At 66.8% G+C, this 19,446-nt stretch carries 19 protein-coding genes; 7 read left to right on the forward strand and 12 right to left on the reverse strand.

Annotated elements, in window-relative coordinates:
• Positions 1-96 precede the first annotated feature (96 nt).
• Positions 97-918 carry a transglutaminase-like domain-containing protein gene (locus J7654_RS03875; protein WP_209738374.1) on the forward strand — a complete coding sequence of 274 codons (822 nt, stop codon included), beginning with the start codon at positions 97-99 and terminating at the stop codon, positions 916-918.
• Between the two features lie 318 nt (positions 919-1,236).
• Here J7654_RS03875 and J7654_RS03880 read toward each other — a convergent pair whose 3' ends face one another.
• Genes J7654_RS03880 through J7654_RS03925 form a run of 10 tightly spaced genes read right to left on the reverse strand, consistent with a single transcriptional unit; the run spans position 1,237 to position 10,766 of the window.
• Entirely contained in the window at positions 1,237-3,009 is a 1,773-nt protein-coding gene (locus J7654_RS03880) for a dipeptide ABC transporter ATP-binding protein (protein WP_209738375.1), read from the reverse strand.
• 2 nt (positions 3,010-3,011) lie between these two features.
• Positions 3,012-3,848 carry an ABC transporter permease gene (locus J7654_RS03885; RefSeq protein ID WP_209738376.1) on the reverse strand — a complete coding sequence of 279 codons (837 nt, stop codon included), beginning with the start codon at positions 3,846-3,848 and terminating at the stop codon, positions 3,012-3,014.
• Positions 3,848-4,789 (reverse strand): ABC transporter permease, encoded by a 942-nt coding sequence (locus J7654_RS03890; RefSeq protein WP_209738377.1) that lies wholly within the window; start codon positions 4,787-4,789, stop codon positions 3,848-3,850. Before J7654_RS03890 ends, J7654_RS03885 begins: the two co-directional genes overlap by 1 nt.
• 19 nt (positions 4,790-4,808) lie before the next feature.
• The gene (locus J7654_RS03895; RefSeq protein WP_209738381.1) at positions 4,809-6,359 is read right to left on the reverse strand and encodes an ABC transporter substrate-binding protein; all 1,551 of its coding nucleotides are present in this window, start codon (positions 6,357-6,359) and stop codon (positions 4,809-4,811) included.
• Between the two features lie 12 nt (positions 6,360-6,371).
• Entirely contained in the window at positions 6,372-7,469 is a 1,098-nt protein-coding gene (locus tag J7654_RS03900) for a C45 family autoproteolytic acyltransferase/hydrolase (protein ID WP_209738383.1), read from the reverse strand.
• A complete protein-coding gene (locus J7654_RS03905) occupies positions 7,466-8,296 on the reverse strand; it encodes an alpha/beta hydrolase family protein (protein WP_209738387.1) in 831 nt (276 codons plus the stop codon). The genes J7654_RS03900 and J7654_RS03905 overlap by 4 nt, the downstream gene beginning before the upstream one ends.
• Complete coding sequence (locus tag J7654_RS03910) at positions 8,293-9,087, reverse strand: deaminated glutathione amidase (RefSeq protein ID WP_209738391.1); 795 nt, start codon at positions 9,085-9,087, stop codon at positions 8,293-8,295. The genes J7654_RS03905 and J7654_RS03910 overlap by 4 nt, the downstream gene beginning before the upstream one ends.
• Positions 9,084-9,650 carry a hypothetical protein gene (locus tag J7654_RS03915; protein WP_209738393.1) on the reverse strand — a complete coding sequence of 189 codons (567 nt, stop codon included), beginning with the start codon at positions 9,648-9,650 and terminating at the stop codon, positions 9,084-9,086. Before J7654_RS03915 ends, J7654_RS03910 begins: the two co-directional genes overlap by 4 nt.
• The gene (locus tag J7654_RS03920; protein ID WP_209738395.1) at positions 9,610-10,065 is read right to left on the reverse strand and encodes a hypothetical protein; all 456 of its coding nucleotides are present in this window, start codon (positions 10,063-10,065) and stop codon (positions 9,610-9,612) included. Before J7654_RS03920 ends, J7654_RS03915 begins: the two co-directional genes overlap by 41 nt.
• Positions 10,062-10,766, reverse strand: coding sequence for an HpcH/HpaI aldolase family protein (locus J7654_RS03925; RefSeq protein ID WP_245195627.1), 705 nt, complete (start codon positions 10,764-10,766; stop codon positions 10,062-10,064). Before J7654_RS03925 ends, J7654_RS03920 begins: the two co-directional genes overlap by 4 nt.
• Positions 10,767-10,931: 165 nt before the next feature.
• On the opposite strand from J7654_RS03925, the gene J7654_RS03930 reads away from it, so the two are divergent.
• Positions 10,932-11,573 carry a GntR family transcriptional regulator gene (locus J7654_RS03930; protein WP_209738399.1) on the forward strand — a complete coding sequence of 214 codons (642 nt, stop codon included), beginning with the start codon at positions 10,932-10,934 and terminating at the stop codon, positions 11,571-11,573.
• 401 nt (positions 11,574-11,974) lie between these two features.
• Here J7654_RS03930 and J7654_RS03935 read toward each other — a convergent pair whose 3' ends face one another.
• Positions 11,975-13,507 carry an aldehyde dehydrogenase (NADP(+)) gene (locus J7654_RS03935; RefSeq protein WP_209738401.1) on the reverse strand — a complete coding sequence of 511 codons (1,533 nt, stop codon included), beginning with the start codon at positions 13,505-13,507 and terminating at the stop codon, positions 11,975-11,977.
• A gap of 28 nt (positions 13,508-13,535) precedes the next feature.
• Positions 13,536-14,333 carry an NAD-dependent epimerase/dehydratase family protein gene (locus J7654_RS03940; RefSeq protein WP_209738403.1) on the reverse strand — a complete coding sequence of 266 codons (798 nt, stop codon included), beginning with the start codon at positions 14,331-14,333 and terminating at the stop codon, positions 13,536-13,538.
• 92 nt (positions 14,334-14,425) lie between these two features.
• Between J7654_RS03940 and J7654_RS03945 the strand changes: the two genes are divergently transcribed.
• From J7654_RS03945 to J7654_RS03965, 5 genes are all read left to right on the forward strand, one after another.
• Positions 14,426-15,229 carry a FadR/GntR family transcriptional regulator gene (locus J7654_RS03945; protein WP_342451432.1) on the forward strand — a complete coding sequence of 268 codons (804 nt, stop codon included), beginning with the start codon at positions 14,426-14,428 and terminating at the stop codon, positions 15,227-15,229.
• Between the two features lie 78 nt (positions 15,230-15,307).
• Positions 15,308-16,213: a 5-dehydro-4-deoxyglucarate dehydratase gene (gene kdgD, locus J7654_RS03950; protein ID WP_209738405.1), complete on the forward strand. Its 906-nt coding sequence runs from the start codon at positions 15,308-15,310 to the stop codon at positions 16,211-16,213.
• Positions 16,214-16,219: 6 nt separating this feature from the next.
• Positions 16,220-17,359 (forward strand): mandelate racemase/muconate lactonizing enzyme family protein, encoded by a 1,140-nt coding sequence (locus J7654_RS03955; RefSeq protein WP_209738407.1) that lies wholly within the window; start codon positions 16,220-16,222, stop codon positions 17,357-17,359.
• Complete coding sequence (locus J7654_RS03960) at positions 17,356-18,225, forward strand: amidohydrolase family protein (protein WP_209738409.1); 870 nt, start codon at positions 17,356-17,358, stop codon at positions 18,223-18,225. Before J7654_RS03955 ends, J7654_RS03960 begins: the two co-directional genes overlap by 4 nt.
• 25 nt (positions 18,226-18,250) lie before the next feature.
• Positions 18,251-19,399: a mandelate racemase family protein gene (locus tag J7654_RS03965; protein ID WP_209738411.1), complete on the forward strand. Its 1,149-nt coding sequence runs from the start codon at positions 18,251-18,253 to the stop codon at positions 19,397-19,399.
• The last annotated feature ends 47 nt before the right edge of the window (positions 19,400-19,446 follow it).

The following is a 19,446-nucleotide window of genomic DNA, read 5'->3' on the forward strand; positions in this document are numbered from 1 at the left end:
GGTTTCCTTCCGCAGCGTCACAGGGGGCTGGCGTTCGACGGCATCGTGGCCCCTAATGCTTCAGGACGTTCGATTTCTCGATGACCGGAGGCTGCGATGAAGATCCGTGCGGGCTTTACCCTGGGCTATGAATGCCCGCAGCCGACGCCGATGCTGCTGGTTCTGAACATCCACCCCTCCCGCCGCGCGGACCTTCTCACCGAGCAGACATTGCGCTTCGACCGGCCCATCGAGGCCTGGGGTTACACGGACGGCTTCGGCAATGCCTGCACCCGCATCGTGGCGCCGGAGGGCATCACCACCATCTCGACGGCGTTCGAGATCTATGACGACGGCCAGCCCGACATCGTGGCCCTCGACGCCGTGCAGCACGACATCAAGGACCTGCCGGACGAGGTTCTCGTCTTCCTCCTCGGCAGCCGCTACTGCGACACCGACCGCCTCGCCGACCTGGCATGGTCGCTTTTCGCCGACACCCCGCCCGGCTGGCCCCGGGTGCAGGCGATCTGCGACTATGTCCACACTCACATTCGCTTCGACTACCAAAATGCCGATGCGACCCGGACCGCGCATGGCGGCTACATCGACAGGACCGGCGTCTGCCGGGACTTCGCTCACCTTGCCATCGCGCTCTGCCGCTGCATGAACATTCCCGCGCGCTACTGCACGGGCTATCTGGGCGACATCAAGATCCCCTACGTGCCCGGGCCCATGGACTTCAGCGCCTGGTTCGAGGTCTATCTGGGCGGGCACTGGTACACCTTCGACGCGCGGCACAACACGCCCCGCATCGGGCGCGTCCTGATGGCGATCGGCCGCGATGCCACCGATGTCGCCCTTTCCACGAATTTCGGCCCCTCGCGCCTGGCGCATTTCGACGTCGTGATGGAGGAGGTGCCGGCCAGCACGGGGCCATAGAAGGCCGACGGGTCCCATCGGGATGGGTCGCTGCCGGAGGAAGGCTCCGGGGCCCACAACCCGGACTCGAGTTACCGCGTCAGCGCTGTACCGCCGAATGCATTCGCTACGGCACTTTACGCATCATGTGCTCCAGGCGAACCCCTGCTTGTGCAGCGGAACGTCCAGATCCATTGCGTAGCTGCCACCCCGGTCTCGCAAGAATGTCGCTCATCACGGGCCGGTATCGGCGCCCTCGATCCCGCTACGGCGAGCGAGGCAGCCTTGGCGAAACGGGCCTGGAAGCGTCCGGCATATGAGGCCGGGTCATTGATCGCTTCAGCCGGCCATTCGCATTGCGGCGGAGGCTTGGAGCGCGACGAAATGGCCGGGGTCCGCTTCGGTCAGCTCGTAGTCCTCCCCCTCCTCGTACCAAGGCAGGTCGCGCGCCGGAGCGGCGCTCAGGATGTCTTCGGCGCGGCGCACCCGGAAGCTGCCGTCCTCCTCGCGCTCGACATGGGTCGAGGCGGCAAGGAGGCGGCGTGTGTAGGGGTGGAGCGGCGCGTCGAAGAGCGGATCGCGCGGGGCGGTCTCCAACACGCGGCCTGCCCGCATCACGATGACCCGATCGGCGATCTGCTCCACCACCCCGAGATCATGGGTGATGAACATCATCCCGAAACCATGTTCGCGCTGGAGACGATCGAGCAGATCCAGAATCTGGGCCTGGACCGTCACATCCAGCGCGGAGACAGCCTCGTCGGCCACGATCAGTTCAGGCTCGAGGATCAGCGCGCGGGCGATCGCGATACGCTGCCGCTGCCCACCCGAAAGCTCATGGGGGAAACGGGCCACGAAATCGGCGTCGAGCCCCACGTCGGCCAGGGTCTTCGCGATCCGCGCCTCCCGGTCGGCACGGCCCAGTCCGGGGATCAGCCGCAGTCCCTCGCCCACCAGTTCGCCTACCCGCAGGCGGGGATCGAGGCTTGATCCGGGGTCCTGGAAGATGATCTGGGCCCGCCTTCGCACCCTTCGAAGAGCGGCCTTGCTCCCGGCTTCCAGCTCGCGCCCGGCGACCACGACCTCACCGCCCGAAGCCCGGCGCAGCCCGAGGATGGCGCGCCCGATGGTGGTCTTGCCCGAGCCGCTCTCGCCCACCACCGCGACGGTCTCGCCACGACGGATCTCGAGGTCGGCATGACGCACGGCGACGAAGTCGGTCGCGCGGCGGAAGAAGCTGGCCGAGCGGCCCGGATAGCGCACCTGCAGCCCCCGCACCTGAAGGACCGGCGCCGCGCCGGGGGCCGGGCCGGGCCGGGGCCGGCGAACCGGGCTCGCCTCGAGCAGCTTGCGCGTATAGGCCGCGCGCGGATGGGTGATGACCTCCTCGGCGGTTCCTGCCTCGACCATCAGCCCCTTCTGCATCACGCTGACCTCGCCGGCATATTGCGCCACGAGGCCCAGGTCATGCGTGATGAGCAGAACCGAGGTGCCCATGTCGGTCGTCAGCTCGGTCATGATGTCCAGCACCTCTCGCTGGATGACCGCGTCGAGAGCCGTGGTGGGCTCGTCCGCGATGAGCAGCGAAGGGCGCAGCGCCATCACGGACGCCAGCATGATCCGCTGGCGCATTCCCCCGGAGAACTCGTGCGGATAGGCGTCCAGCGCGCCTTCGGGATCACGCAGGCTCACGCGGCGCAGCATCTGGAGGGAGCGCTCGCGGATCTCATCCCTTGAGAGTTTCAGATGATGCCGCAGGCCCTCGGCCATCTGGATGCCGATCCTCAGCGCCGGGTTGAGCGAGAGCATGGGCTCCTGAAAGACGTATCCGATCCGGCGACCGCGCAGCCCTTGCATTTCAGGCAGCGGCAGACCCACCAGCTCCTTGCCCTTGAAGCGGATCGACCCTCCGGTCACGGCAATCGAAGAGGGAATGAGCCCGATGATCGAGCGCGCCATCAACGTCTTGCCGGAGCCGCTCTCGCCCACCAGCGCGTGAATCGTGCCGGGCGCAACTCGGAGCCTGCCTCCCGTGATGAGCGGCCGCACCACCTGGCCGCCCCGGGTCAGGGCGATGTCGAGTTCCCGGATGTCCAGAACCGGATCGGTCATCGTCAGCGCTCCATCCGCGGGTCGAAGAAGTCGCGCAGCGCGTCGCCCAGCATGTTCGCCCCCAGCAGCGTGGCAGAGATGGCAACGCCGGGCGCCACCACCAGCCATGGCGCGCTGCCTGCGAATTGCCGGGCATCCGCCAGCATTCCGCCCCAGGTCGGATAGGGGGGCGGCACGCCGATACCGAGGAAGGAGAGCGCGCTTTCCGACAGGAGCGCCGAAGCGAAGAGCGAGCTTCCCATCACCGTCAGCGGCCCGACGCAGTTCGGGATCACATGGCGGACGATGGTCACAAGATCGCCGTTGCCGAGCGCACGCGAGGCATCGACATATTCTCGCTCGCGGATCGACAGGACCGCCGAGCGGACGACGCGAACCACGGCGGGCGTATAAGCCAGGGACAAGGCGAAGATCACCCCGTACTTGCCCGGCCCGATCACGGCGATGATCGCCATGGCCAGAAGCAGCCCGGGAAAGGCCATGAGCGCGTCCAGACAGGCGCTCACGATGCGGTCGGGCCATCCTCCGAAAAAGCTGGACGTGGCTCCGATCAGCACCCCGAGGAACACGGCCAGGCCCGCGCTGAGCGCGGCGATCGCCAGGCTCTCTCGCGCTCCGATCAACATGCGTGACAGCACGTCGCGGCCGAACTGGTCGGTGCCCAGCAGATATCCCTCTCCCGGTGCCGCCAGCCGGGCCCGGAAATCGGGCACCAGCGGGTCATGGGGCGTGCCGATCATCCCGATCAGCGCCGCGAGCACGAGCGCCACGATGAGCAGCACCCCGATCCAGGCGTTGACGCGGCTCCCGAGGAAAGCTCTCAGTCGATAGAGCAGCATCAGAGGCGCACCCTGGGGTCGAAGACGGGATAGAGGAGATCGACGATGAGGTTCACGGCCACGTAGATGACCACGGTGAACAGCAGGACCCCCTGCACGACCGGATAGTCGCGGTTGAAGATCGCATCGACCATCAGCCGCCCGATCCCCGGCAAGCTGAACATGGTCTCGATCACCGCCACTCCGCTGAGGAGATTGCCCAGCAGCAGGCCGAGGATGGTCAGCGTCGGCGCGAAGGAATTGGGGAAGGCGTGACGCCACAGGACGCGCCGTTCCGGCAGGCCCTTGGCACGGGCGTGCGCGATATAGTCGAGCCGCAGCACCTCGATGGTGGAGGAGCGCGACATGCGGGTCAGCGTGGCAAGCTCGGTGAAGAACAGCGCCGCCACCGGCATGATCAGATAACGCAGGCCCCCGGTGAAATCCTCGGTCATGGGAACATAGCCGACCGTCGGCAGCCAGCGCAGCGTCACCCCGAAGAAGGTGAGCATCATCAGAGCCATCCAGAAGCTCGGGATCGAGAGGCACAGGGTGGCGAAACCGACCACGCCCAGATCGAGCGCGCTGCCCTGTTTCCAGGCGGCGATCATCCCGGCCGGCAGCGCGATGATCGCGGCAAGGACGGTGGCGGCCAGCACCACCTGGGCCGTGACCGGAAAGGCGGCGACGATATCGCTGACCACCGCTTCGCCCGTCCGCAGGGACACACCGAGATCCCCCGACAGAACCATCTTCAGCCAGAGCACGAACTGTACCGGCAGCGGCTGGTCCAGCCCCAGCTCGATCCGCTTGGCCGCCACAAGGTCGAGGTCGTTGATATCCCCGACGAAGAGCAGAGCCGGGTCGCCCGGCACCAGTCTCATCAGCAGGAAGACGAGCACGGCCGCCAGCAGCAGGGTGGGTATCGCCAGCACCAGCCGACGCGTGAGATAATTCAGCACGGCGTATCCCTATCCCCGATCAGTCGGCCTTGGAGACACCCCAGAGCCGGGCGGTGCCCAGCGCCCAGGGAGTGTAGCCGCGCAGCTCGGGGCTCGAGGCGCTGCCCTGGATCAGGTTGAAGAGATTGAGGGCCGATGCGTCTTCCTGGAGCATCCGGTGGATGGCCAGGAGCTTTTCGCGGCGAGCGTCGCGATCCTGGATCAGGCCGCTCTCGGTCACAGCCTCGATGATGGCGGGGTTCCCCACGACGGCATTGGCGCGGGAGGCCTTGTCGCCCACGAACACGTCGAGCGCCATGGTCGGATCAGGACGGGCCGAGTAGCTCATCACCATCGCCTGATAATCCCCGCGCGAGAAGCGGTCGAAATGGGCGGCCCATTCGAGCACCTCGAGCTGGGCGTTGATGCCTGCCGCCTGCAGCATCCCCTGTATGGCGACGGCCGAGTTCATCAGAGCCGGGTTCCGGGTCGAGGTGACGATGCGGATTTCCTCGCCCGAATAACCGGATTCGGCCAGGAGCTGGCGCGCCATGTCCGGGTCATAGGCCAAGGTCTCCTGGAATTCGGGTCCGAAGAAGGCTGATTGCGGCGCCAGGGCCGACGGGTTGGGCGCCCCGCGCCCTGCCGTCGCGAAGAAGGCCGCCTCTTCCCGGTTGATCGCATGGGCGATGGCGCGGCGGACACGATTGTCCGAGAGCAACGGGTCTTCGGTCTGCATCAATAGAAGCGCCTGACCCGGCGTTGGCGTGATGGACACGTCGAAGCCCGCGGCTTCGACTTCGTCGGCAGCATCCATGTCGAGCGAGGGAAGAACGTCGACATCGCCCGCCAGAAGCGCCGATTTCGCCGCCGCCGGATCGCTGATCACCAGGAAGCGGACACGCTCTGCCAATGGCTCACGCGCCCCCGAGTAACCGCTGGTCTCCGAGATCGCCGGGACATAGCGCTCGAAACGGGCCAGCTCGACATACTGGTTCCGGCGCCAGTCGGCGATCGTGTAGGGGCCCGTGGCGATCGGGTCGATCCATTCTCCGGTCTCGGAAACCGAGTCCGGATGGATGATCGCCGACAGACAGGCAACATGGGCCATACGCGGCAGGAAGAGGGCGTTGGGCTCCTCGAGCGTGAAGCGCACGCGGCGCTCGTCTACGGCCTCGATCCCGGTGATCTCGATCCCGGTGGTGCCGGTTCCATCGAACCAGTTGCGGCAGAGGAACTCGGTTTGCGGGTCCAGCATCCGCTCCCAGGACCAGACCACTTCGGCCGCGGTCACCGGAGCACCGTTGTGAAACAGCGCCCCCTCGCGCAGGGTGAAGGTATAGTCGCGCCCGTCTTCCGAAATCACCCAGCTTTCCGCAAGCGCCGGCCCGACATCGAGGTCGTCGCGCACGCCCACCAGGCTCTCGGCCACATGGCTCATGATGATGTCGGTGATGGAATCGCGGCGAACGCCGACATTCGTCGAGATCATGTCGGCACCGATGCCGACCCGAATGGTGTCCGCCAGCAGCGGTGTGGCGGTCATGACCGTCCCCAGCAGCAGCGTCGCGAGCGTTTGCATCAGTCGCATGAGGCTATCCTCTCAAAGCGTGAAGTGCTGGAAGTCGGTGCCTTCCCAGGGACGGATGGAAAGCTGCGCCGCGCCTTCCGATGGAGACATGATCAGCGTGTAGACGGTGGCCGAGAGCAAGCTCCCGGGCCGCTGGTTGGGGTGGCGAAGAACGGCGTCAGGTGCCCCGAAACGGTCTGCAAAGGCGCGCTTCATATCCTCGAGCGAGGCCTTGTCACCCGCCTTCAGGCGGCGTGCGACCCGCCCGTCGCGATAGAGCGAATCGGGCACGCGGGTCAGGTTGCGCTCGATATCGGCCGCCACGGCCGCCGGATGCTTGAAATGGTTGGCATGGCTGAGAACGCCCTCCTCCGGTTCGAGCCAGAAGATTCGGTCGGGCGTGCATTCGAGACACCAGGCTTCGCCCTCGCCGTGGCTGATCATGAGGGCGTGAGAGAACGACGCCGGACTGCGGAAGACCTCGCCCAGAGCGCGTCCGAAGCTTTCCTGCTGGAGAACACGGCGGCGCACGACAGGACTGGGAATGCCCGGCTTGCCGTATTGGCCGACGGTATGAAGCCCCATCGCGGTCACAGCGATCCCACAGCGATTCAGGCCATGGCGGGCGAGTTGGCCGGCCTCGACGAAATGCAGCGCGTCAGGCACTTCGGCCCCGGTGATCCGCACCGCGACCGTATGGGCGGCGGCGTCGGGCCGCCAGTCCCAGTTCTGCGCGTGCCACAGCCGTCCCTCGGCACTGCGCTCGGGCATGACGATGGCCGATGTGCATTCCTCGGCCTCGGGCCCGGGCTTCAGCGCGGGCCCGGCATCCGCCCCCGACGCGTGCCAGAAAAGCACCTCGGTGCGCGCGTTCAAAAGCACGATCGCGGCAACCGGCACCTTCGCCCCGCGTGCGATGGCCTCGATCTCCGTGGCGATCGCCGGGTCGAAGGCCTCGATGCCGTCGCGGAAGCTCTCGGCAATCCGCTCCGCCTCGGCCCATTCGACGCCCCGCGCGGCGAAATCGGCACGGTAGAAGCCGATCGCCGTGTCGATCCAGCTTTTCGCCTGGCGGCCATAGGCCTCGCCGCGCGCGGCCGGGCCGCCGGCGACATCGATCAAGGGAATCATGGCTGCGCCTCCCCGAGCTTGGTTAGTATTGGCCGGACGAAGTCGAGCATCGGGTCGAGCATGGCAAAGCCATCGTGGCCGACTCCGGGGATAACGTCATGGCGCGGTGTGAGCCCCCTGGCGCGCAAGCTTTCGACAAAGGCCGCCGCGCGCTCCAGCCGGGTCGCGCCGGTATCGTTGATGCCCTCCATCCAGAGCGTCGAGCCGGGGCGGCTTTGAACGCCCTCGGGGCGGATATCCTGATCGCCCACGAGCACCTGCAGCGGCAGCGCCGCGAGAGCGGCCATGTCGACGGGTGCGCCGATCACCGCCTCGAGCCCCCGCAGTCCACGCCACCAGGGCAATTCGGGATCGAGCAGCGTCACCAGCCCTGGAGCGCCCACCGAGGCCGCGAGAAGGCGTCCGGGATGAGCGAGGATGAACCGCTGCACGAACTGCCCGCCGCCCGAGAAGCCGGCAAGGACGAACCGCCCCGTCGCCAGCCCCAGACGCCGCTCCGCATCCGCCACCATATCCAGCAGCACGAGGTCGTAGCGCAGCCCCTCATGGAACACGCGCTTGTAGCTCGACGTGTCCTCGCGATCGGCCACCCCGCAGGGAAAGAGCGGGCAAAGGATGATTGTCCCCGTCTCTTCGGCAAAGGGAGCCATCAGATCGCGGAAGGTCTCCGGCGTCCGGTGCGAGCCGTGGATATGCACCAGAATTCGGCTACCCGCGTGCCGGAGGCGCGGGACATAGAGGCAGTAGGAGAAACGCGGATCCGAAGGCGCGGCCCAGAACGCGCTCGCGTCGCTCAGATACCCGCGGGGAACCCTCGGCCGCATCATGCCTGCGCCAGTTCGGGAGCCGCAAATCGGCGGTTCCGCAGCACCGGCACGGTCTTGCGGGCAGCCTCGATCCTCTTGCGGTCGAGCTCGGCGAAAACCAGGGCCGGAATCTCGCCCGCGCGCGCCAGCGGCACGCCAAGCGGATCGACCACGAGGCTGGAGCCGATATTGAGCGGCCCGCATTCGCCGACCGCAATGGCATAGACCGTGTTTTCGAGCGCCCGGGCGGTGACCAGCGTCTCCCAGTGCCGCTCCTTGTTCGGCCCCTTCACCCAGGCCGCCGGGATCACCAGCACATCCGCGCCGTCCAGCGCCAGGCGGCGCGCAAGTTCGGGGAAGCGAACGTCGTAGCAGGTCATCATTCCAAAGCGGAAACCGCCGACCTCGACCAGCGGGGGAACCTGCGTACCGGGCACGACGGTGTTCGATTCCAGCTCGGCGAAGGCGTCGTAGAGGTGGAGCTTGACGTATCTGGCAAAGATACCATTCCCGCTCAGGGCGATATGGACATTCTCGCAGCGCCCACCCTCGGCCGGCACATGGACCGTGGTCATGAGCGTGAGGCCGGTGCCCTTCAGCGCCCCGACCAGCCCGGAGACGAACGGTCCGTCGAGCGGCTGCGCGCCCTTCAGGAGCGACAGCGGATCATCGACATCGCGCGCGATGATCCCCTCCGGGAGCACGAGGAGCTCGGCGCCCCCGGCAACGGCCTGACGGATCAGGCTTTCGGCGGTGGCGAGGTTGGCCTTCCAGTCGGGGGAGACATGGAACTGGCCGAGCGCGACTTTCATGCGTCTATCCTTGTTCGGCACGGAAGAAGATGGGCCGGAAAAAGGTCTTCCGGCGTCAGGGGGTTACGGATCAGATCCTGTTCGAGAAGCAGGCGAAGGAATTCGGCGGTCATGGACCTGTTCGGCTCGACGCCGCTGCGGTCCCAGCCTTCCGGGAGGCGCCGGGTCTCCTCGAGGAAGGCCTGCGAGATCCACGGCGTGGTCTCCGCATAACGGCGGCGGCGGCCCCGCCAGGCGGCTCGGGCACTGTCGAGGAGATCGGGTAGGAACTGCGCGATCTCGGGACGCGCCTCGGCCACCTCACGGCGCAGAGCGATCACGTGCAGGCCCGGGACGAAGCCCTTGCGCATGGCCCAGTCGGCCTCGGCCGCGACGGGATCGGGCAGGAGGGTGCGCAGGGGCGCTTCGGGCAGGTAGAGCGCGGCGGGGGCAAAGGGGGCGAACAGCGCGTCGATTTCGCCCCTGTAAAGCAGATGGAGCAGATTCTCGTTCGGGCCGATCGCGGTGACGGAAGGGGGCCGGTCATCCGGCGGCGCGCTCGGGGCCGGATCGCCCGCATTCACACGGCCGATCCTCCATTCGGCGCTTTCGGCGGTGACGCCGGCCTCGGCCAGAAGCCCCGCGAATCCAGGTGGAGCCCGTGTCCTGCCAGCCGGTCATCCCGATCCGCAGGCCCTTCAATTCCGGCAACTGGCGAAGTTCACTGTCGGCACGCACCAGAGCGCAGCGATGGCGAAAGCCGCGCATCGGGAAACAGGGGAGCGAAACGACCCGCATGTCGCCCTCGTCCAGCCGTCGCGCAGCCTGGGCGAAGGACATTTCCACCGCATCGAACGCCGGATCCAGTACCAGCTCCGCAGGCAGGTCGTCGACGACCGTCACCGACACGCCCTCCGAGCCGGGCACCTCCCCCAGACGCAACGGCGTCAGCCAGTCCCAGTCGCGCAGCGCGAGCCGGAGGGGCGCGGGGATGGTCACTCGGCGGCCTCCATCCCCGCCCGCGCGCTGCGGAGCCCCTGGAAGAGGGCGCCGTGCTCCATGGTCAGCGCGGCATAGGCTGCACCATGCTCGCGGGCCAACGCCTTCTCCTCGGGCGACCAGGCCGGCAGGATCCATGGCTTGCCGGCGGCCGCCGCGGCTTCAGCGACGCTGACGATATCGGTGAAATCCTCCTCGGAACGAGCATAGGCGCCGCGCTCTCGACGAAGCGAGAGGTCCGAGGGGCCGACGAAGACACCGTCGACCACCGGCAGCGCCAGGATCGCCGCGATCTCGCGCAGTGCCCCCTCCCCCTCGACCATGGGGAAACACTTCGTGCGCCGATCCTGCTCGCGGACCCAGGCATCGTCGAACCCGCCATAGGCGGCCACACGGCCGCCGGCGTAGCTGCGATCGCCAAGCGGGGGGAATTTTGCGAAGCCGCAGACATGGGCGGCATGTTCCGCCCCCTGTATGTGCGGAATGACCACCGCGTCCGAGCCGAAGTCCAGCGCCTGCTGGATCGGGCCACGCTCGGCTGCCAGGACCTTGGAAAGCACTTCGAGCCCAAGCCCCCTCAGCAACGGGATGAACCGCTCGAGGTCCTTGAGGTCGAAGGCCCCGTGCTCGATGTCCAGCACCACGAAGTCGTAACCTGCCATCTTCGCCATCTCGGCCGCCGCCGCGTGGGGGGATGACATCCAGAACCCGTGCTTCATGACCCGATCACGCTCCGACAAACAGCAGCAAGGACCTCGCCACGCATTTAACGTGTATACACGGAGTAGTGTCAACACATATCTCTTGTGGGCACGAGTTCGCTCCCTTATCGTGGACGCAGAGGCGCACTTTCGGGATCCAGGACATTGACCGGGAAAAAACAGGCCAAGGACCTAGTTTACGACTACGTCCACAACGGCATCCTCTCGGGTGAGATGAAGAGCGGGCAGTTCCTGGAGGAGAAGGTGATTTCCGATGCGGTCGGCGTATCGCGCACCCCGGTCCGCGAGGCCTTCCATCTCCTGCAGAACAACCGGCTGATCTCGCTCCTACCGCGTCATGGCGCTCAGGTGCGCGCCATCACCGGCCACGAGTTGATGGAGGTCTACGAGAGCCGCCGATTGATCGAGGGATACGCAGCTCAACGCATCTGCGACGAGAAATACCCTCTTCCTCCGGAATTGCGCGCCCTGCAGCGCCAGATCGAGGAGACGACGAGGACGCGGGATTTCGTCCGCCGGTCGATCATCGACCAGGAGTTCCACCGCACCATCGTTTCGACCATGCGCAACAACACGCTCGCCGAGCTTTACGCTTCGCTTCAGGTGCGCCAGCAAAGGGTGGCGGTGGCCGCGATGCTTGCCAATCCTGAACGCGCGCCCCGCATCGACAGCGAACACGACCGGCTGCTGGACGCGCTGGAGCGCCATGACGCCGTGACCGCCCGCGCGGTGATCGACGAGCATCTGCGCCCCTACTCCGATGTGCTGGCCAACCTGCCCCTGTAAAGCGGCTCCCTTCCCCTGCCGGCGCCGCCTGGGAGAATTCCATGCCGACGCTGCCGCCGTTCGATCGAGCCATGGCGCGCACATGCGGCACAGGCGTCCCGCGACCGCCCGCCCCGCCCGGTGACGACCCACGACCGACGCCTGGACGAAACAGGAGTTGAAGCGGCCCGCCCGGGAGTCCGGCGGGCCAAAGCGTTCCGCGAGAGAGAGGCCGCCGTGGGCTATCTAGCTCCCGACCGCGCAATCAACGGCGAATCGCTCACCTGAAGGTCGTCAGCGCTGTTCCTTAGGAGAGCTCACGGCTGGGCCACACGGAACGACGCCGGGTCTGCAAGCCTCGCAGGCCCGGCCATTTTCATCGGGAGCCGGCAGCCGGCAGCATCGCATTTTTCCAGTTCCGCCTATCTCCCAAGGCACCACGTTTCGTCGGATAGAGCGTCCGGCAGGTCCTGATATGAGACGGGGCGCAGAAAGCGGGCGATGGCGAGCGTTCCGACGGAGGTGGAACGCCCGTCCGAGGTTGCGGGGTATGGGCCGCCATGGACCATGGCGTGCGCCACTTCAACGCCCGTGCCGAACCCGTTCGCGAGGATGCGGCCCGCCTTCTCCTCCAGAACGGGCATGAGAGCCCTGGCTGCATCGATGTCGCCTTCGGCGATATGGATCGCGATCGTAAGCTGCCCTTCCAGATGGTCCACCACCTTGCGCAGCTCGGCCTCGTTCCGGCATCGAACAAGAAGCGAGGACGGGCCGAACACCTCGTCCGCGAGGCTCTCCTCGGCCAGGAAATCCGCACCGAGGGTCGAGAAAAGGGCCGCACGGCCCTGATGCTCCTCGCCGGCCAGGCCTTCGGCGAGCTTTTGCGCCTTCGGATTGCCTTCGAGCGCCTCGATGCCGGAGCAGTAGGCTCGGTGGATGCCGGGCGTCAGCATGGTCTGTGCAGCGGCCTCGCCGAGCGCGGCCTTCGCGCCCATGACGAAGCCGTCGAGGCCGGCGCCTTCCACGGCGAGGATCAGGCCCGGGTTGGTGCAGAACTGACCGGCTCCGAGCGTCAGCGACGCGATGAATGCCTTGCCGATCGCCTCGCCGCGCTCGGCCAGCGCGCCGGGAAACAGGATCACCGGGTTGATCGAGCTCATCTCGGCATAGACCGGAATCGGCACCTCGCGTCGGGCGGCGATCGCCATGAGCGCGACACCGCCCTGGCGTGAGCCGGTGAAGCCGACGGCCTTGATGCGCGGGTCGGCGACCAGCGCCTCGCCGATCGAACGGCCCGCGGCGAAAAGAAGCGAGAAGGTACCCTCGGGCATCGCGCAATCGGCGACCGCCTTCTGGACCGCGCGCCCGACGAGTTCAGACGTGCCGGGATGGGCCGAATGCGCCTTGACGATGACCGGACAGCCGGCGGCGAGCGCGGAGGCCGTGTCGCCGCCCGCCACCGAGAAGGCGAGCGGGAAGTTCGACGCCCCGAACACGGCCACCGGACCGAGCGGCAGATGGGTCAGCTTAAGGTCGGGGCGCGGCGCAGGCTGGCGATCGGGCAGCGCCTCGTCGTGGCGGCGGTCGAGATAGGCCCCCTTGCGCACGACCTCGGCGAAGAGGCGAAGCTGGCCGACGGTGCGGCCCCGTTCGCCCTCGACCCGGCCGCGCGGCAGCCCGCTCTCCTCCATACAGCGCAAGACGAGTTCGTCGCCGAGTTCAAGGATGTTCCCGGCGATCTCTTCGAGAAAGGCCGCGCGCGCCTCCGGTGCAGCGGCGCGATAGGGCCGGAAGGCCGCTTCGGCCAGCCCGCACGCCTCATCGAGATCGGCCGGCGAAGCGCCCCCGAAGCTCGGCTCCATTTCGCGCCCGCTGGATGCCGCAACTGCCTGGAACGAGCCGTTTGCGCCGTGGCGCGACGAGGCGCCGATGATCAGATTGCCGGTCAGGGTCATGTTTTTCTTTCGTTGCACGCAGGCGAGATCACGCTTCCGGGACGATCGGGTCCTGCGTGAATGGGCCGCCCTGCCAGATTGCAAGCGGGGTGTCGGGCGCGGGTCGCTCCTCCATCCGCTCGATCTCGTCCCGGAAGGCTTCCGCGTTATCCTTCGGTCGCCATCCGAGATAGGCGATGGCGGAGTTGTCCCACCAACTGCGGTCGTTATCGGACACTCCCCAGATCACCGGGCAGCCGAGGAGCGGCGCGCGCAGCACGCAGGTCACGAGCGAAGTCAAATCGTCGTAGCTGAGCCAGCTCGACAACATGCGATGATTGCGCGGCCTTTCGAAGCATGAGCCGATGCGCACAATGGCGGTCTCCTGGCCGAACTTGTCGAAATACATTCGCGCAAGCGCCTCGCCGAAGCATTTCGACACGCCGTAGAGCCCGTCCGGGCGCATCGGCATACCGGCATCGAGCCGCTCGTCCTGCCGATAGAAACCGATCGTATGGTTGGAGCTGGCGAAGAATATCCGGGGGTGCCCATGCGCACGGGCGGCCTCGTAGAGATTGAAGAGACCGAGGATGTTCGCGTCGAGTATGCGCGAGAACCGGTCCTCGAGGGAGATTCCGCCCAGATGGATGATCGCGTCGCACCCATCCACGAGACGATCAACGGCCTTTGCGTCGGCAAGGTCACACCGCACGATCTCTTCCCCCGGAACGGGCTCACCTATCTCCGCGACGTCCGACAGGCGAAGCAACAGACCCTCCGCCCGAAGGCGGGTTCGCAAAACACGCCCGAGGCCGCCCGCCGCGCCGGTGATCAGAATTCTGCGCACGTCCCACTCCTCCAGCCGATCATCCGCTCGCACCGCGACACATACATATATGACATTATTGGTCAACCTATATGATGTGAACTGAAAGCCAATTGCACCGCGACCCGTCCGTTGTTAGACTTCCACTGGAAATCGCCTATTATGGAGAGCCTTGCTCGATGGACACTCAACCGACAAGCGGAACGCGCTCCAACCGAGGCGGCGGGACGCTCGTCGAGAAGATCAGCGAGGCGCTGCGGGAGGCGATCGCCGCGGGCGCGTTCCAGCCGGGAGAGAAACTCCCCAGCGAGGCGAAGCTCACGCAGGAGCACGGGGTCAGCCGCACCGTCGTTCGCGAGGCGATCGCCGCCCTTCGGGCTGACCGGCTGGTCGAGGCACGGCAGGGCGCCGGCGTCTTCGTGCGGCTGGTCGAGGCGCCACCCGCCCTTCCCTTCCAGAATATCGACTATGCGAAAATCTCCTCGATTCTCGAAATCCTGGAGTTGCGCGCACCTGTCGAGATCGAAGCGGCCGGCCTTGCCGCCCAGCGGCGCTCGCCGGTGCAGGAGGAGGATATCCTCAGCCGCCATCGGGCCATCGAGGACTGCGTGCGCGCCGGCCAGCCGACGGCCGAGGCGGATTTTGCGCTTCACCGCGCGATCGCCGAGGCAACCAACAATCCGCGCTTCGGGGAATTCCTGACGATGATGGGCATCGGCATCATCCCCCGGACGCAGCTGCCGTCCTCCTCGCCGGGAAACGAGGGCGCGGTGAACATGGAACGGCTTCAGAGCGAGCACGAAGCGATCGTCGGGTCCATCATCCACGGCGATGTCGAGGCCGCGCGAGAGGCGATGCGTATCCACCTGCAGGGAAGCGCGCGGCGCTATCGCAACCTTCTGCGCAGTCGCGCCTAACCTATCATACATGTTGTTGACTCATGTCTGTTGGGTTGCTACGGGTTGGCGATCGAACATCGCGCTGGGATCATCGACATGTCGCCTGAGGAACTAAAGATCGCACTGGGCGCAGGGCTGCTCTCCTTCCCCGTGACGGCCTTCGACGATGAGTACCGCTTCAACCCCGAGCCCTACCGACGCCACGTCGAGTGGTTGTCCGGCTTCGGAGCGTCGGTGCTCTTCGCGGCAGGTGGCACCGGCGAATTCTTCTCCCTCGATCCGGCCGAAATCCCGACCATCGTCAGGGCCGCCAAGGAGTCGGCGGGCGGCACGCCCATCGTCTCGGGCTGCGGCTACGGGACCGAGCTTGCGGTCGGCATCGCCCGCGCGGTCGAGAAGGCCGGCGGCGACGGCATCCTTCTTCTGCCCCACTATCTCATCGACGCTCCGCAGGAAGGCCTTCTCGATCACGTGAAGCGCGTCTGCGATGCGACCGGCATGGGCGTGATGGTCTACAATCGCGACAATGCGATTCTGCAGCCGGACACGCTGGCGCGCCTCTGCGAGACCTGCCCCAACCTGGTTGGCTTCAAGGATGGCTCCGGCGACATCGGTCTCGTGCGCCAGATCACCGCCAAGATGGGCGACCGCCTGACCTATCTGGGCGGCATGCCGACGGCGGAGCTGTTCGCGGAGGCCTATCTCGGCGCCGGTTTCACCACCTATTCCTCCGCGGTCTTCAACTTCGTGCCCGACCTGGCAATCGAATTCTACAATGCGCTGCGCGCCGGCGAGCGCGCCCGCTGCGAGGAGATCCTGAACGATTTCTTCTACCCTTTCATGGCGATCCGCAATCGCCGCAAGGGCTACGCCGTCTCCGCCATCAAGGCCGGCGTGCGTCTTCAGGGCTTCGAAGCCGGCCCCGTCCGCGCTCCGCTGTCCGACCTGACCGGCGAGGAAGAGGATATGATGCGCGACCTGATCGCGCCCTGGAAGCGCTGAGCGCCCATGCGGATCGAGCGCGTCCGCACGCATCTCCTCGAACATCGGCTCGGCATTGCCTTCGAGAGCGCGAGCATGCGCTTCGAAAAGCGCGCGAATGTCCTCGTCGAGATCGTTTGCGACGATGGAACGACGGGCTGGGGCGAATGCCTCGGCCCCGCGCGGCCCAACGCGGCGATGGTGGCCGCCTACGCGCCGCTCCTGATCGGTGAGGACCCGCTGAGGACCGAACTTCTCTGGTCTTGCCTCTACGACGCCTTCCGCGACCAGGGGCAGCGAGGGCTGACGGTGACCGCGCTCTCGGGCATCGACGTGGCGCTGTGGGACATCAAGGGCAAGCACTTCGGCGTGTCGATCTCGACCCTTCTGGGCGGCCGTGTCCGAGAGAGCGTGCGGGCCTATGCCACGGGCTCCTTTCGCAGGGACGGCGTGGACCGCGTAGAGGACAACGCCGTCGAGGTCGCGGGCCACCGGGACGCGGGCTTCCATGCCGCCAAGATCAAGATCGGCTTCGGCGTCGAGGAGGACCTGCGGGTCATCCGGGCTGTGCGCGAGGCTGTCGGCGACGATATCCGCCTGATGGTCGATGCCAATCACGGTTACGATGTCATGGAGGCGGTCGCCTTCGGCCGCCGGGCCGAAGCCTATGGGATCGATTGGTTCGAAGAGCCGGTCGAGCCCGAGCAGCTTGGCGCCTACCGCGCGGTTCGGGCCGGCCAGCCGCTGCCGGTCGCGGGCGGCGAGACGTGGCACACGCGCTGGGGGCACCGCGAGGCGATCGAGACACGCGCCGTCGACATCGTCCAGCCCGATATCTGCGGCGTCGGCGGTTTCACCGAGGCACGACGGGTTGCCGATCTTTCCTCGCTGCACGGGGTTCGCGTGGTCCCGCATGTCTGGGGGACCGCCGTCCAGATCGCAGCCGCCCTGCAGTTCATGGCCGCGATGATCCCCTCGCCCCAACGGCGCGAGCCGCTGGAGCCCATTCTCGAGTTCGACCGAACCGACAATCCGTTCCGGCAGGCGGTCGTCACGCATCCTGTGGAACACGATCACGGTGTCGTCGCGATCCCGGACGGGCCCGGCCTCGGCATCGAGATCGACCGCGCCGCCCTGACCGAATACCGCATGAGGAACGACCCATGATTGAACGCACGTTGACCGGCGAGCCTCCCCTGACGCGCCTGCCGCGCGGGACCGTCGACACGCAGATGCACATGTATCTGCCGGGCTTCGAGGCCGAACCGGGCGGCCCCCCCTTGCCCGGCGGCGACCTTCCGGGCCCCGAGGCCTATCGGAAGGTCATGGACTGGCTCGGCATCGACCAAGTGGTCATCACGCAGGGCAACGCCCACCAGCGCAACAACGCCAACCTCATTGCCTGCCTTGAGGCGATGGGAGACATCGCCCGCGGCGTCGCCGTGATCGGGCCCGACACCGACACCGCACGGATGCGCTCCCTGACGGACGAGGGGGTCGTCGGCGCCCGCATCATGGACCTTCCCGGTGGCGCGGTCGGCCTTGCGGATCTGGAAGCCGTCGATCGGCTCGCCGCCGATCACGGTTGGATGCTCGCCCTCCAGTTCGACGGCTCGAGCATTCTCGATCACGAAAGCCGCCTCGCCTCCCTGCGCTCGCGCTGGGTGCTCGATCATCACGGCAAGTTCTTCGGCGGAGCCACGCCGGACGGGCCCCAGATCGCCGCGGTGCGGCGGCTGATGGACACCGGCCGATGCTGGTTCAAGTTCGCCGGCGTCTACGAGTCCAGCCGCTCGGGCGCTCCGCACTATGAAGACGTCGCGGCCGTTGCACGGACTCTGGCCTCCCATGCGCCCGAGCGCATCGTATGGGGCACCAACTGGCCGCACAACCTGGCCAAGACCACCGAGGACTATCCCGACGACAGGGCGCTGACCGACACCGTCCTGAGCTGGTTCCCGGACGAGGAAGGCCGCCGAAGGGCCCTCGTCGACAATCCACGGGAACTCTTCGGCTTCCCGCCCATCCGCTGACCCAGACGTTGTGAAAGACCTGCCCATGATCATCACCGACGTGAGCGTCAGGACATTCCTGACGAAGACGCGCCGCCACGCCGACAGCGCCGGCCATGCACATCCCGGTCCCGAGCATCAGGTCCCGCTGTCGATCCTGACCGTCCGCAGCGAGGACGGGCACGAGGGGCACTGCTTCTCGCCTCCAGAGATCGTGCGCCCGCATCTGATCGAAAAATTCGTGAAGAAGGTGCTGATCGGCGAGGACGCCCGGGACCGCGAACGGCTCTGGCACGACCTCGCCCACTGGCAGCGCGGAAGCGCGGCGCAGCTCACCGACCGGACACTGGCGATCGTCGACTGCGCCCTCTGGGATCTTGCCGGCCGGACCCTGAACCAGCCGGTGCACAAGCTGATCGGCGCCTATCGCGACAAGGTCCGGGCCTACGGCTCCATCATGTGCGGTGACGAAATCCAGGGCGGGCTCGCCACGCCCGCGGACTACGGGCGTTTCGCCGAAAAGCTCGTCGCGCGCGGCTACAAGGGCATCAAGCTGCACACCTGGATGCCGCCGGTCTCCTGGGCGCCGGACGTGAAAATGGACATAAAGGCCTGCGCGGCCGTTCGCGAGGCGGTCGGGCCCGACATCCACCTCATGATCGACGCCTTCCACTGGTACTCGCGCGTCGATGCGCTGGAGCTCGGCCGGGGCCTGGAGAAGCTCGGCTTCGACTGGATCGAGGAGCCGATGGACGAGCAGTCCATCTCCTCCTATGCCTGGCTTGCCGAGAACCTCGACATTCCGGTCGTCGGCCCGGAGAGTGCCGCGGGCAAGTTCTGGAACCGCGCCGAGTGGATCAAGCAGGGCGCCTGCGACATCCTTCGCACGGGGGTCCACGATGTCGGCGGCATCACCCCGGCGCTCAAGACCATGCGCCTCTCCGAGGCCTTCGGAATGGATTGCGAGGTTCACGGCAACGGCGCGCCCAACCTGGTCGTGACCGCCACGTCGAAGAACTGCCGTTGGTACGAGCGGGGACTGCTGCACCCGTTCCTCGAGTATGACGACGGATTCGACTATCTGAAGTCCCTTTCCGACCCGATGGACGAGGACGGCTATGTCCATGTGCCGGACCGGCCGGGCCTCGGCGAGGACATCGACTTCGACTTCATCGAGAACAACCGGGTCGCCTGAGGGTCCAACGCCCTGCATGTCGAGATGGCCGCCCGGAAGAACCGGGG

It is taken from the genome of Aureimonas populi (assembly GCF_017815515.1).
Classification (GTDB): Bacteria; Pseudomonadota; Alphaproteobacteria; order Rhizobiales; family Rhizobiaceae; genus Aureimonas; species Aureimonas populi.